The following is a 14,618-nucleotide window of genomic DNA, read 5'->3' on the forward strand; positions in this document are numbered from 1 at the left end:
ATAAGATTAGTTAAAAATGATTAAAGTACTCTTTTTCGCCCAAACCCGTGAATTAGTGGGCGTAGATAGCTTAGAGGTTGAAGCAACCTTTGCCATAGCTGAACAGCTTCGCCAACATTTAGCCGAACGTAGCGACAAATGGGCATTAGCATTACAAGCAGGGAAATTGTTAGTCGCCATTAATCAAACTATTTCCCCTTTGTCTGCTGAAATTAAAGACGGCGATGAAGTGGCTTTCTTTCCACCAGTAACTGGGGGCTAAATGGAACAAACACTTATTCAAGTTCAACAAGATCCCTTCGATCAAAATGCGATCTATAAATGGTTGAGTGAACAACATTCCGTTGGTGCAACTACCCTTTTTGTCGGCAAAGTGCGTGAAATGAATTTGGGCGATAGCGTGTCAGGTTTATACTTGGAACACTACCCTGCAATGACCGAAAAAGCCTTGCGAGCAATTGTTGATGAAGCAAGAAGCCGTTGGGAACTGCAACGCGTTGCGGTTATTCACCGTATCGGACAGCTTTATACGGGCGATGAAATCGTCTTAGTCGGCGTCAGTTCCGCTCATCGTGGCAACGCCTACCACGCCAATGAATTTATTATGGACTATCTGAAAACCAAAGCCCCATTCTGGAAACGTGAAACCACCGACCACTGCGACCGTTGGATTGAAGGGCGTGAGAGCGATCAGGAAGCGGCGGATAAGTGGTAACAAGCGGTCAGATTTAAGGAATTTTTTGCAAATGAATTTATATATCGATCTCCAAATTGCCTCTGAAAATACAGTAGGCTTACCGACGGCAGCTCAATTTCAACACTGGGTGGATAAAGCGTTAGCCATGGAAGCGAAAACGGCGGATTATCCTGAAACGGAAATCACTATTCGTATTGTAGATGAAGCCGAAAGCCACGAGTTAAATTTAACCTACCGTGGCAAAGACAAACCGACTAACGTACTCTCTTTCCCGTTTGAAGTGCCAGAAGGGATTCAGTTACCGCTGTTGGGGGATTTAATTATCTGTCGTCAGGTCGTCGAAAAAGAAGCGGTTGAACAAGAAAAACCGCTCGAAGCTCACTGGGCGCATCTAGCCATTCACGGCACATTACATTTGCTTGGCTACGACCATTTAACCGATGAAGAAGCCGAAGAAATGGAAAGTCTGGAAACGGAAATTATGCAGTCGCTAGGGTTTGATGATCCCTATATTGCGGAAAAAACGATTGAAGAATAATGCGTCATCTAACGGTTATCGATCATCTCCCATCTTCTTTTGAGACTGCCGATGTCGGCGGTATTTTCTTACCTGATTCGCCGATATCTCTCCCCTTTTCTAATGCTAAAACCTTACTCGGTCAAGAATTTCCTTATGCAGTTTATGATATGCGAGCCAGCAGCGGAGTTTGTCTTAATCTTGACGCATTGGCGATTGTGGCAGGCACTATTCAAGAAGGTGGCACGCTCTATTTGGTCTGTCCAGAATGGGATAATTTAGAGCAACAAGTCGATTTTGATGCGTTACGTTGGAACGCTCAACAGCCGATTGCCACGCCGAATTTCTTTCGTTATTTTAAAACGCTGGTCAATGAAATTCTGCCCCCGTTTACGGGGGAAGTACCCTGCGAAGCAGGGGGAAGGGGGGAAATTGTTTTTACCCAAGATCAGCAAAATATCTTCGATAACTTACCGCTTGATCCTGCCGATATTCATCTTATTCTCGCCCCTCGTGGTCGTGGCAAATCGACATTATCGGGCAAGCTCGCAGAAAAGCTCTCTCAGCAATATGCGGTATCTATTACCGCTCGTAGCCATTCAGCCTTGCCAAATTTTTGGAAGGGGATTGAAAGTGATAAGGTTAAATTCTTTGCCCCTGATCGTTTAATTCAGATGATCGAGCAGAAAAATATCTCACCAAATCAATGGTTGTTTGTTGATGAAGCAGCGAGTTTGCCTTTGCCGATGTTGCAACAGTTTTGTGCCTATTTTGATAAAGTGGTGCTAACCACCACAACTCAAAATTATGAAGGTACTGGACGTGGTTTTTGTTTGAAGTTTTTGCCGACATTAAGCCGTTCTACGAAACAGTGGACATTAAGCCAACCGTTGAGATGGGGGGAGAATGATCCGTTGGAAGCTTTTATTAATCAATTGTTGCTGCTGGAAGATAAAATCCCCCCCTCAGCCTTCGGCAGCTCCCCCCGCAAGCAGGGGGAGCGAAGCATAGAGCAATATACTAATTTCTATCATCTACTCGCCCAAGCACATTACAAAACAACGCCAACGGATTTACGTCGTCTGTTTGATGCACCTGATCAACACTATTTTTATCTTGAAGAGCAAGAAAGGCTGATTGCAGGTTGCTGGGCGGTGAATGAAGGGGGATTAGATGAGGAACTCACTCAGGCTATTTGGCGTGGTGAACGTCGTCCGCAAGGGAGTTTGGTTGCTCAATATCTCTGTTTCCAAGGCAATTTACCTGACGCTTGTCGTTTGAAATCTGTGCGAATTTCCCGTATTGCGGTACAGCCTGAATATCAAAAGCAAGGCTATGGCAAGCGGTTGGTTTCGCAGATTATTTCGCAAATGCCACCGCTTGTAGATTTTGTTTCGGTCAGTTTTGGGCTTACTCCTGAATTATTGTATTTTTGGCAATCTTGTGGCTTTAATTTAGTTCAGATTACGCCAACCCCTGAAGCAAGCAGTGGCTATCACAGTGCAATGATGATTTATCCGCTCTCTGAACAAGGGAAAATATTTGCTCAACAAGCACAGCAACAGTTTAAACGAGATTTTCCGCTGTTGCCTTTTGCCGATCGTTTTCAGCATATTGCTATTTCTACTTCCTTAAATTCGCTTATTTTGGATCATAACGATGAAAGAAACCTACAAGGATTTATTTATGCTCAACGAACCCTTACTGCTTGTTATGTCAGCTTAAAGCGTTTATATATCAATCACAACTCGTTTGATTTTTTATCAGATATCTTTACTAACTCTGATGAAAATAAGAAATCAAAACAAAAACAATGGGTTATAGAACTTAAAAATAAACTGAAAACAATTTCATCAATCGGAAAAACCTAACGAAACCGCTTGCGATTTTGTGAATGCGATCACATTTTTTTTGCTTTTTTTGGAGTAAAATTCCAATAGTTACTATCTATAGTGACAATTTTATCTCATTCAAAAATCCATAAAGGAGCTAATTATGAAAAAAGCGGTACTTAGTACAATCGCATTAGCAGTAGGTTTAGGTGCAGTAGCTACATCAGCACAAGCAGCGGATCGCATTGGTGTGACAATCTATAAATATGATGACAACTTTATGTCGTTAATGCGTCAAGAAATTGAAAAAGAAGTGAAAGTAGTGGGTGGTGTTGATTTATTAATGAACGACTCTCAAAACGCTCAATCAATCCAAAACGACCAAGTTGATGTATTAATTTCAAAAGGCGTTAAAGCTCTTGCGATCAACTTAGTTGACCCATCAGCAGCTCCAACCATTATCGGTAAAGCAAAACCAGAAGGTATTCCTGTGGTATTCTTTAACAAAGACCCAGGCGATAAGGCAATTGCTAGCTACGACAAAGCATTCTACGTTGGTACTAACCCACAAGAGTCAGGCGTAATTCAAGGTGAATTAATCGCAAAACACTGGAAAGCAAACCCAGCGTATGACTTAAACAAAGACGGTAAAATCCAATACGTTATGTTAAAAGGTGAACCAGGTCACCCAGATGCTGAAGCTCGTACTAAATATTCTGTTGAGCAATTAAATAAATTAGGTATCCAAACAGAAGAACTCTTCGTGGATACAGGTATGTGGGACGCAGCTCTTGCAAAAGATAAAGTAGATGCTTGGTTATCTAGCTCAAAAGCAAGCAACATTGAAGTTGTGATTGCAAACAACGACGGTATGGCGATGGGTGCATTAGAAGCAGCTAAAGCACACGGTAAAAAATTACCTATCTTCGGTGTTGATGCGTTACCAGAAGTACTTCAATTAATCCAAAAAGGTGAAATTGCAGGTACTGTATTAAATGACGGTGTAAACCAAGGTAAAGCAGTTGTGCATCTCGCTAAAAACTTAGCCGCAGAGAAAGCACCAACTGAAGGTACTAAATGGGAATTAAAAGAGAAAGTATTACGTATTCCTTATGTTGGCGTAGATAAAAATAACCTTTCTGAATTCTTAAAATAATGATTTGTAGTAATGGGGGAAGGGATCTTCCCCCTATTTTGTGAGGTTGGATATGACAGAAAACACACAACATCAAGAGAGCCAAGTGCTTCTCCAAATGACCAATGTCAGTAAATCCTTTCCTGGTGTAAAAGCATTAGATAACGCAAACTTGACTGTTCGTTCTCATTCGGTTCACGCTTTAATGGGTGAAAATGGGGCGGGTAAATCAACGTTACTTAAATGTTTATTTGGTATCTATGCCAAAGATGAAGGCGATATTCTATTTCTAGGCAAACCTGTTAATTTTAAAACCTCTAAAGAAGCCTTAGAGAATGGAATTTCAATGGTTCACCAAGAATTAAACCTTGTCCGTCAGCGTAACGTAATGGACAATCTTTGGCTTGGTCGCTACCCATTGAAAGGTATGTTTGTGGATCACGCAAAAATGTATCGAGACACCAAAGCGATTTTTGATGAACTTGATATTGATATTGATCCAAAAGAAAAAGTGGCAAATCTCTCTGTATCACAAATGCAGATGATCGAAATTGCCAAGGCGTTCTCTTATAACGCTAAAATTGTGATTATGGACGAACCAACGTCTTCACTTTCAGAAAAAGAAGTGGAACATCTGTTCAAAATTATTGAAAAACTAAAAAATCGTGGCTGTGGCATTATCTATATTTCTCACAAAATGGACGAAATTTTCAAAATTTGTGATGAAATTACGATCTTGCGTGATGGTAAATGGATCAATACTGTCCCAGTAAAAGAAACGACAATGGACGGCATTGTATCAATGATGGTAGGACGTGAATTAACTCAACGCTTCCCACCAAAAACCAATACACCAAAAGAAGTGATTTTAGAAGTACAACACCTGACTGCCAAAAATCAACCGTCTATCCAAGATGTCAGCTTTGAATTACGCAAAGGGGAAATCTTAGGGATTGCTGGCTTAGTTGGGGCAAAACGTACGGATATTGTCGAAACCATTTTCGGCGTGCGTGAGCGAAAAGAAGGCTCAGTGAAATTACACGGAAAAGAAATGGCAAATCACACCGCTTTAGAAGCCATCAACAACGGCTTTGCACTGGTGACGGAAGAACGCCGTTCAACAGGGATCTATGCGAACTTAAGCATTGAATTTAACTCATTGATTTCTAATATGAAATCCTACTTAGGTTCGTTTGGATTACTCAGCAGTGCTAAAATGAAGAGCGATACCCAATGGGTGATCGATTCCATGAATGTGAAAACACCATCTCATAAAACAAATATCGGATCGTTGTCAGGTGGTAACCAACAAAAAGTAGTTATCGGACGTTGGCTATTAACTCAACCTGAAATTCTTATGCTTGATGAACCTACTCGTGGTATCGACATCGGCGCAAAATATGAGATTTATCAGCTCATTATGCAACTGGCCCAAAAAGATAAAGGCATTATTATGATCTCATCAGAAATGCCTGAATTATTAGGGGTGACAGACCGAATTTTAGTGATGAGCAATGGTAGAGTTGCAGGGATCGTAGAAACAGCTAAAACATCTCAAGAAGAGATTTTACAGCTTTCTGCGAAATATTTATAAAAGAAGGAAGTGAATTATGTCCACACTTACTCAAACTAAATCTTTAGATTTTCTTAAACAAAATGCGATTTATTTTGTATTGCTTGTGTTATTAGTGATCATTATCGCACAAGATCCAAGTTTCTTAAGTTTACGCAACTTTAGTAACATCTTAACCCAATCTTCAGTGCGTTTAATCATTGCACTTGGGGTTGCTGGTTTGCTTGTATCACAAGGTACTGACTTATCCGCAGGTCGCCAAGTTGGTTTAGCCGCTGTGGTTGCTGCAACAATGCTACAAGCAATGGATAATATGAACCGAGTGTTCCCAAATCTAGGCGAAATTCCAATTCCAGTGGTTATTTTAACTGTATGTGCTATCGGTGCTGTCATCGGTTTAGTCAATGGTTTAGTTATCGCCTATCTCAACGTAACGCCGTTTATCGCGACAATGGGAACAATGATCATCGTCTATGGTATCAACTCACTCTACTATGATGCTGTAGGTTCATCACCAATCGCAGGCTTTGACGAAAGTTTCTCAACCTTTGCACAAGGCTTCTTCCAAATCGGTAGCTTTAGATTGTCTTACATTACCATCTATGCGGCGATTGCCTCAATCCTTGTTTGGATTATGTGGAATAAAACTCGCTTTGGTAAAAATATCTTCGCTATCGGTGGTAACCCAGAAGCTGCAAAAGTATCTGGTGTAAACGTTGCTCGTAACTTAGTGGTTATCTATATGATCGCTGGTGTTTTCTATGCATTCGGTGGTATGTTAGAAGCTGGCCGTATCGGTAGTGCAACTAACAACTTAGGCTTTATGTACGAGTTAGATGCGATTGCGGCTTGCGTAGTAGGTGGTGTATCTTTCGCTGGAGGTGTAGGTACAGTAATCGGCGTGGTAACAGGAGTACTAATCTTCACCGTTATCAACTACGGCTTAACCTATATTGGTGTAAACCCATACTGGCAGTACATCATCAAAGGTAGTATCATCATCTTTGCAGTTGCAATTGACTCGCTCAAATATGCGAAGAAAAAATAGTCATACATAGATAGGGCTTAAAATCTTTTATAATACAAGGCTTTAAGCTCTTTTTTAAAAATGAATAAAAAGAGTTGGTAATAATTAGAAAAATAATTAAAACCAACTCTTTTGTCTATATGCCAAACACATTTCACAACAATTCGCTGCCAAATAATATCTATATTTTTATAGCAAATATTACCAGCCTTTTACCATCGCACCTTTGAACACTTCGTTCGCTTTATTGAACACTTCTTCAGATTGATAGGCTTTAATAAAATCTTTGACAATTTCCTTATCTTTGTTATCTTCACGAGAAACTATTAAATTCACATAAGGTGAATTTTTATCTTCTACAAAAATGCCATCTTTGGTTGGCGTCAAACCAACTTGACCCGCATAAGTTGTATTAATGATAGAAAATGCTACATCATCGAGGGTACGAGGAAGCAATGGCGCTTCAACTTCTTGAATCTCTAAATTTTTCGGGTTTTCCACAATATCGACACGAGTTGAAAGTAAGTTAGTATTGTCTTTTAACTTAATTAACCCTTGTTTCTCAAGTAGAATTAGTGCTCGACCTAAATTTGTTGGATCGTTTGGTACCGCAATTTTATCGCCTTCTTTAAGTTCATTAACTGACTTAATTTTTTTAGAATAGGCTGCAATCGGATAAACGAATGTATTACCTACTGGTATTAATTTGTAGCCTTTATCTGCGATTTGTTTGTCTAAATACGGCTTGTGCTGGAACGCATTGATATCTAAATCGCCTTTATTTAAGGCTTCGTTTGGTGTTGCGTAATCGGTGAAAATCACTAACTCTAAATCACGGTTATACTTCTCTTTGGCAACTTTAGCTGCCACTTCCATGACTTCATGCTCAGGTCCTGAAATTACACCAACTTTTAATACTTCTTTTTTCTCATTACACCCTGTTAAAACCAAGATAGAAACAAAGGTTAATCCTAGCAAGTGTTTGAAATTCATATTATATCCTCTCAATAATAAAAAAGAGTGACTAGTACCTAGACTAAATCACTCTCTTTTGTTGAGTTAAATTACCAGCCTTTTACCACGCCATCTTTGAAGTGTTTTTGAGCTTCTTGGAACACTTCTTCAGTTTGGTATGCTTTCACGAAGTTTTGTACTGCTTCACTTACTTGGTTATCTTTACGAGCCACGATAATGTTCACATAAGGTGATTCTTTATTTTCAACGAAAACACCGTGTTCTGTCGCATTTAAACCAACTTGACCTGCATAAGTGTTATTTACAACCGCTAAATCTACATCATCCAATGCTTTTGCAGCAACAGAAGTATCAACTTCCTGAATTTTTAAGTTTTTTGGATTTTCAACGATGTCTAATGAAGTAGAGAATAAGTTGGTATTATCTTTTAACTTAATTAAACCTTGTTTTTCTAATAAAATTAATGCACGAGCAAGGTTACTTGGGTCATTTGGTACAGCAATCACTGCACCATCTTGTAACTCAGCGACATTTTTGATTTTTTTAGAGTAACCAGCTAATGGATATACAAAAGTATTACCCACGATCACTAAGTTATCTAAACCTTTTGATGCAGAATCTTTATCTAAATAAGGTTTATGTTGGAAAGCATTTGCATCTAAATCACCTTTGCTTACCGCTGTATTTGGTAACGCATAGTCATTGAACAACACAAATTCAACTTCTAAACCATATTTTTCTTTTGCAATTTGAGCTGCTTTTTCAGCAACAGTATGCTCAGGACCAGACATTACACCCACTTTAATTTTTTGTGCTTGTGCTGCTGGAGCAGGTGCTACCGCTGGTGCTTCTGCTTTTTTCTCTTCTTTACAGCCAGTTAATGCTAAAGCAGAAACCACGGCTAAACCTAATAATTTTTTAAAGTTCATAGGAAAGTCCTCTTAAAAGTTATGTTTGCAAATTAACGATGATCGTAACGTTTTGCGAGATTATCGCCTATTTTTTGGCTAATCATCACAATCGCCACGATAATAACAGTTGCGATCCATTTTACATAGACCATATTACGATGTTCGCCGTAACTGATAGCTAAGTTCCCCAAGCCACCACCACCAACAGCACCAGCCATTGCTGAATAGCCAATTAAAGCGACCAACGTTAGCGTAATGCCATTGATTAAAATCGGCAAAGATTCAGGCAAATAGAATTTAGAAACCACTTGCCAATTTGTTGCCCCCATTGATTTTGCCGCTTCCGTCAAACCACTTGGAATTTCTAAGAGTGCATTTGAGGCTAAACGTGCAAAAAACGGAATAGCAGAAACACTTAATGGCACAATCGCCGCCGTCGTTCCTAGTGTTGTACCAACCAGTAAACGCGTAAAAGGCAATAACACCACAAGTAGAATAATAAAGGGAACTGAACGCCCAATATTGATAATCACATCAAGCACTTGATGTAAACCTTTATGCTCTAAAATTTCTCCCTTGCCTGTTAAAAAAGCAATGAAGCCAATCGGCATACCAACAACAACCGCCAAAGCTGTTGCAGCAAACCCCATATAGAGCGTTTCTAATGTGGACAACGCCACCAATTCCCACATTTTTGGTGTGAGTTCATTGATAAAATCATTCCACATAACCTAATACCTCAACTTTGACATTATTATCAATCAAATAAAATCTTGCTTCTGCAATCGCATCGTGATTACCTTCTACTTCAGCAATCACAAAACCAAACTTCACACCACCCGCATAATCAATCTGCGACATCAAAATACTAAAGTCGATTCCAAATTTCTTCGATGCGTGAGAAAGTAATGGTGCATCAACAGAACGCCCTGTAAATTCAAATTTAATGATCGGCTTACTGGTTGGCGTTTGTGTTTGAGAAAGCTGTTCCATATATTCCTGCGGTAATTCAATATGGAAAGTAGATTGAATAAAACGTTGTGCCAATTCTGTTTTTGGATTGGAAAAAATCTCACTAACCGAACCGCTTTCTACTAAATGCCCTTTCTCAATCACTGCGACACGATCACAAATACGTTTAACGACTTCCATCTCGTGCGTAATCAACAAGATCGTCAAGCCTAAACGTTTATTAATATCTTTCAGCAATTGTAAGATCGACTGCGTTGTTGCAGGATCTAACGCACTGGTTGCTTCATCACACAGCAATACCTGCGGATCATTTGCCAATGCACGAGCAATTGCTACACGCTGTTTTTGACCACCTGAAAGATTGCTCGGATAAGCATCGTGTTTATCCGCCAAACCAACTAACTCTAGCAACTCACTGACTTTTTGCTGAATTTGCTCTTTCGGCGTATGGTTTAACTCTAACGATAACGCCACATTCTCAAACACAGTACGAGAAGAGAGCAAATTAAAATGTTGGAAGATCATACTGATCTTACGACGAGCAAGGTTTAACTCTTTCTCAGAAAGCGTCGTTAAATCTTTACCATCAACAATCACTTGCCCGATAGTTGGACGTTCTAATAAATTTACGCAACGAATGAGCGTACTTTTACCCGCCCCCGAAGCACCGATAACACCATAAATTGTACCTTTTGGCACTTCAAGGCTAACATTATCAAGGGCAGTAATTTTCTTCCCTTTCACCTCAAACTGCTTGCTGACATTTTTCAGCTGAATCATAGTTATCAATCCACACTTTATCAAAAATTAAAATCTAGGCTATTTTAGACGTCTAGATTGCTATGTCAATTCAAAAATGAAATTTTTTATTCAAAAATGGAATATTATGATAGATAGCTTTCCTAAATGCCTTATGGAACTACTGAAATAGATTCACATCAAATTTCTACAACTTCGTCTATTGATTATCCTCGATAAGAAAATTAAATTTTTACAAGCCTTTTCCAACATTCCTGATTATAATAGTCCGAATTTTTTAGTCCTTATTTAGAAGCCCGTGGATATCATTATTAATTTTGCGATTTACCTTCAGTTTTTTATCGGTTTATTCGCTATCGTAAACCCATTCGGAACTTTACCGATCTTTTTTAGTATGACTGCTCATCAGTATGAAGCTGATCGCAATCGTACTAATTTGATCACCTCCGTTTCTGTTGGGGTTATTTTGCTTGTCAGTCTATTTTTTGGAAAAGTGATTTTAGATGCTTTCAGTATTTCCCTGAATTCTTTCCGCGTCGCTGGGGGGGATTTTGATTGTGAGTATTGCGATGACGATGATTAGCGGTAAATTGGGCGAACATAAGCAGAATAAGGAAGAAAAAAATGCTGACCTGTCTGAATATGAAAATATCGGGGTTGTGCCTTTAGCAATGCCGATTATGGCTGGACCTGGAGCGATAGGTTCGACCATCGTTTGGGGAACACGTTATCATACTTGGGTAGACCTGGTTGGATTTAGCGTGGCAATCATCTTATTTGCAGGTATCTGTTATATTTTATTCCGCTTCTCAGCCCCTTTGGTGAAACGCCTTGGTAAAACTGGCTCGAATGTCGTTACTCGTATTATGGGCTTAATTCTAATGGCATTAGGTATTGAAATTATTGTTGCTGGATTAAGCAACCTATTTCCTGGATTAACGGCAATTCATTAAAATGGCATCTATTCAACGCATTGTGCAATTTATCAAAAAAGGGCTTTTTGTGACCGCTTGTATCGTGGGGTTTGTTGCCTGCGATCCAGAAGAGAATAACGGTTCCGTTAGACCTTTGCCTAATACAGAACCAACCAATGTTTTAAGCCGTGCAATTTACGCAACCGAGCTACAATTAGACCCTCATTTTGTCAGAATATCTGCTGAGGCTGGGGTTGTTCGAGATCTATTTTTAGGCTTGATGGCGTTTGATCCTAAAGGGCAAATCCAAAATGCTGTGGCAAAAGAGTGGTTTAGTGAAGATGGTAAAAACTGGCTGTTTATTTTAGATGAAAATGCGAAATGGTCGAATGATCAAGCGGTGACTTCCGCAGATTTTGTTGCAAGCTGGCAACGGTTGTGTGACCCTAAAAATGCCTCACCACTAGCACATTATTTAGTCTATATGGGGATTGTTAATAGCCGAGCTGTCTTGGCTGGTGAATTACCCCCTGATGCTTTGGGAGTTAAGGCGTTAAACCCTTACACTTTACAAGTTCAGCTGGAAAAAGCGAATTATCAACTGCCTAAAATGCTGGCTCATTCTGCATTGTTGCCAACCTATCTAGGTCAGAAACCAAATTCAACGGATCTCGTTAGTAACGGCAGTTATCGCGTTGAGCATCTTGAAAAAAATCTGTTGCAACTGAAAGCAAGGGATAAAAATACGCCTTTCCAAGTAGTGCAATATCATTTAATTACCTCAGTACAAAATCCAAGCCGTTTCGATATTATTGAAAATCCGTTGGAAAACTATCATCAACACGAAAAACACTTTGCTCGCTTGTGTAATTACTTTTATGAATTTAACTTCAATGATCCGTTATTTGCTCAGAAGCCAATACGTCAAGCAGTGCGAGCAATGATTTCCCCGATAGAAATCAGCAAAGGCAATGGCATACCTTCACATTTAATGATACCGAAACAACTATTTAGTGAAATGGGACATTCGCTTTCTCATACCAATGTAGAGCAGTTATTAAATGAACAAGGGATCCATTCCGGCAATCCGCTAAAATTAACCTTGAGTTATGATAGACAAGGGCAACATTCACAAATTGCTGAAAGAATAGTAAGAGCATTAGGGCAATCTGAACTATTTAGAGTACAATTACAAGCGGTTAGCTGGGAAGAATTACTTGCAAAACGAGAGCACAAAGATTTCCAACTAATTCGTTCAGGCTGGTGTGCGGATTATCCTGATCCTGTACTCTTTTTAACGCAATTTCATAGCCAAAGCCCTGATAATAAAAGTAGTTATAGCAACGCTAAAGTAGATGAACTGTTGTTACAATTACAAGAACAGCCTTTAGATACAGCTAAAAGGCAAAGAATAATTGCTACAATAGCACATCAATTGGAAGAAGATGTCGCAATCTTACCGCTTTTTCAATATCAACGCCGAATGAGCATTGCTCCAACAATTCAAGGCTTTGATGAACAAAATGCAAGTGAAACTATTTATAGCAAAGATTTAACTCGACAATACCATAAGGATAAGTAAATGAACCAACTTACCGAACAGCAATTAGCTGGCATTAAAAGCGTTTTACAAGGTTTTCAACATTCAACCTTGCAAAAAGATTTAATCGCATTAAATGCGTTAAAAAAAGCCGAATTAGGCGGTGGGATTTTACGTCTTGAATTTACGCTACCTTTTGCGTGGAACAGCGGATTTGAACAATTAAAGGCAACAACGGAAGCAAAACTGAAAGAAGTCAGTGGTGCAAGCGGTGTGAAATGGGTTTTAAATTACCAAATTGCCACCTTAAAACGTGCCAATAGTCACCCTGCAGTAAATGGCGTGAAAAACATTATTGCGGTCACATCGGGTAAAGGTGGCGTAGGTAAATCTACCACATCGGTCAATCTTGCTTTGGCACTTAAAGCACAAGGGGCAAGGGTGGGTATTTTAGATGCGGATATTTATGGCCCTTCAATTCCACATATGTTAGGCGCAGCAAACCAACGCCCTGTATCGCCAGACAATAAACATATTACCCCGATTGAAGCACACGGCTTATACTCTAATTCTATCGGCTATTTAATGGATCCTGATAACGCAACTATTTGGCGTGGACCAATGGCAAGCAGTGCATTAAGTCAGTTACTCCAAGAAACGTGGTGGCCTGATTTAGACTATTTGGTCATTGATATGCCCCCAGGTACAGGCGATATCCAACTTACCCTTTCACAACAAATTCCAGTAACAGGGGCAGTGGTTGTAACTACGCCACAAGATATTGCCTTGCTTGATGCGATCAAAGGGATCGCAATGTTCCAAAGAGTATCGGTGCCAGTGTTAGGTATCATTGAAAATATGAGCGTTCATATTTGTGCAAATTGCGGACACCACGAAACCATTTTCGGCACAGGTGGTGCAAATAAAGTGGCAGAAAAATACCAAACGCAAGTGTTAGGACAAATGCCATTACATATTCGTTTACGTGAAGATTTAGATAAAGGTACGCCAACGGTGGTAGCAGATCCTAACCACGAAATCAGCCAAGCCTACCTCGATTTAGCCTTAAAAGTTTCGACTGAGTTATATTGGCAAGGTAGTGTAATCCCATCAGAAATTATGATTCGTGAAGTGAAGTAATCGTGATATCAAAATAGGAGCTTATAACAAAATTTGTTATAAGCTCCTATCATATCTACCACTGATAACCTACCCCCACAGAGCCGCCCATTTCACCACTAGTATTTGCATTACCTTGTAATTTAAGGATCAGCTTGCCGTTATCTGATGCTCTTGAGTAACCCACAGCCAATGCAGATTGACCTTTGAAAGTCCCCGCTGATGCTGCAATCATTGACTTACCTGGGAGATAAACCTGTGGTAAACCTGCTGCGGCGTTAGAACCTGCAATGCCCGCACGCAGAGCTTTATTATTACGGTTGATCTTATTGTGAATATCGCCCATATGCACCTTGTGCTGAGATATTAAGCTATACAACTGGCTACCATTAATCGCATCGGTACTTTGCTCAGAGATTAAACCTGGTGCAACGTTTTGAATACGGCGAGTTTCCATTGTACCATCGCTGTTTACATTACCCACGCTCACCACGCCTTTCACTTCAGTAGCTTTGCCACCTGCGTAAGCGTTATACACACCACCTATTACTTGGCTTTCTAAAGCACCCGCTCCCGCAGTGGTTGCACCTGCTGCCACATAGCCTGAGTTTGTTCCCAAGAATACCGAGTTGCTGGTTGTGTTTTTC

At 39.8% G+C, this 14,618-nt stretch carries 14 protein-coding genes and 1 pseudogene; 10 read left to right on the plus strand and 5 right to left on the minus strand.

Features of this window, described 5'->3' with window-relative positions; genetic code table 11:
* Nucleotides 1–16 precede the first annotated feature (16 nt).
* From moaD to mglC, 7 genes are all read left to right on the plus strand, one after another.
* Nucleotides 17–262: a molybdopterin synthase sulfur carrier subunit gene (moaD, locus tag B0183_RS03925; RefSeq protein WP_021115983.1), complete on the plus strand. Its 246-nt coding sequence runs from the start codon at nt 17–19 to the stop codon at nt 260–262.
* A complete protein-coding gene (moaE, locus tag B0183_RS03930; protein ID WP_021118954.1) occupies nt 263–715 on the plus strand; it encodes a molybdopterin synthase catalytic subunit MoaE in 453 nt (150 codons plus the stop codon). It begins immediately after the preceding gene.
* Between the two features lie 31 nt (nt 716–746).
* Nucleotides 747–1,235 carry an rRNA maturation RNase YbeY gene (gene ybeY, locus B0183_RS03935; protein WP_012621729.1) on the plus strand — a complete coding sequence of 163 codons (489 nt, stop codon included), beginning with the start codon at nt 747–749 and terminating at the stop codon, nt 1,233–1,235.
* Nucleotides 1,235–3,085, plus strand: coding sequence for a GNAT family N-acetyltransferase (locus B0183_RS03940; RefSeq protein WP_012621730.1), 1,851 nt, complete (start codon nt 1,235–1,237; stop codon nt 3,083–3,085). Before ybeY ends, B0183_RS03940 begins: the two co-directional genes overlap by 1 nt.
* 124 nt (nt 3,086–3,209) lie before the next feature.
* On the plus strand, nt 3,210–4,202 hold the full coding sequence (mglB, locus tag B0183_RS03945; protein WP_012621731.1) for a galactose/glucose ABC transporter substrate-binding protein MglB: 993 nt from the start codon (nt 3,210–3,212) through the stop codon (nt 4,200–4,202).
* A 52-nt stretch (nt 4,203–4,254) separates the two neighbouring features.
* Complete coding sequence (gene mglA / locus B0183_RS03950) at nt 4,255–5,775, plus strand: galactose/methyl galactoside ABC transporter ATP-binding protein MglA (protein WP_012621732.1); 1,521 nt, start codon at nt 4,255–4,257, stop codon at nt 5,773–5,775.
* Between the two features lie 16 nt (nt 5,776–5,791).
* The gene (mglC, locus tag B0183_RS03955) at nt 5,792–6,802 is read left to right on the plus strand and encodes a galactose/methyl galactoside ABC transporter permease MglC (protein WP_005712877.1); all 1,011 of its coding nucleotides are present in this window, start codon (nt 5,792–5,794) and stop codon (nt 6,800–6,802) included.
* Nucleotides 6,803–6,982: 180 nt separating this feature from the next.
* Here mglC and metQ read toward each other — a convergent pair whose 3' ends face one another.
* The 4 genes from metQ to metN all read right to left on the minus strand — a co-directional run bounded on the left by metQ (nt 6,983) and on the right by metN (nt 10,419).
* Nucleotides 6,983–7,774 carry a methionine ABC transporter substrate-binding lipoprotein MetQ gene (gene metQ / locus B0183_RS03960; protein WP_035525261.1) on the minus strand — a complete coding sequence of 264 codons (792 nt, stop codon included), beginning with the start codon at nt 7,772–7,774 and terminating at the stop codon, nt 6,983–6,985.
* Nucleotides 7,775–7,845: 71 nt separating this feature from the next.
* Nucleotides 7,846–8,685 (minus strand): MetQ/NlpA family lipoprotein, encoded by an 840-nt coding sequence (locus tag B0183_RS03965; RefSeq protein WP_078208353.1) that lies wholly within the window; start codon nt 8,683–8,685, stop codon nt 7,846–7,848.
* A gap of 32 nt (nt 8,686–8,717) precedes the next feature.
* Complete coding sequence (locus tag B0183_RS03970; protein ID WP_021118957.1) at nt 8,718–9,395, minus strand: methionine ABC transporter permease; 678 nt, start codon at nt 9,393–9,395, stop codon at nt 8,718–8,720.
* Nucleotides 9,385–10,419 carry a methionine ABC transporter ATP-binding protein MetN gene (gene metN, locus B0183_RS03975; protein ID WP_035494092.1) on the minus strand — a complete coding sequence of 345 codons (1,035 nt, stop codon included), beginning with the start codon at nt 10,417–10,419 and terminating at the stop codon, nt 9,385–9,387. The genes B0183_RS03970 and metN overlap by 11 nt, the downstream gene beginning before the upstream one ends.
* 277 nt (nt 10,420–10,696) lie before the next feature.
* Here metN and B0183_RS03980 point away from each other — a divergent pair.
* From B0183_RS03980 to apbC, 3 genes and pseudogenes are all read left to right on the plus strand, one after another.
* Nucleotides 10,697–11,351: pseudogene (locus B0183_RS03980) on the plus strand (YchE family NAAT transporter).
* Nucleotide 11,352: 1 nt separating this feature from the next.
* A complete protein-coding gene (locus B0183_RS03985) occupies nt 11,353–12,894 on the plus strand; it encodes a peptide ABC transporter substrate-binding protein (RefSeq protein ID WP_078208354.1) in 1,542 nt (513 codons plus the stop codon).
* Nucleotides 12,895–13,992 (plus strand): iron-sulfur cluster carrier protein ApbC, encoded by a 1,098-nt coding sequence (gene apbC, locus B0183_RS03990; RefSeq protein ID WP_016527847.1) that lies wholly within the window; start codon nt 12,895–12,897, stop codon nt 13,990–13,992.
* A 55-nt stretch (nt 13,993–14,047) separates the two neighbouring features.
* On the opposite strand, the gene B0183_RS03995 is transcribed toward apbC, so the two are convergent.
* Nucleotides 14,048–14,618 (minus strand): YadA family autotransporter adhesin (locus B0183_RS03995; protein WP_207552012.1); only part of this gene is annotated, 571 nt, incomplete at its 5' end.

Source organism: Glaesserella parasuis (assembly GCF_002015085.1).
Taxonomy (GTDB): domain Bacteria; phylum Pseudomonadota; class Gammaproteobacteria; order Enterobacterales; family Pasteurellaceae; genus Glaesserella; species Glaesserella parasuis.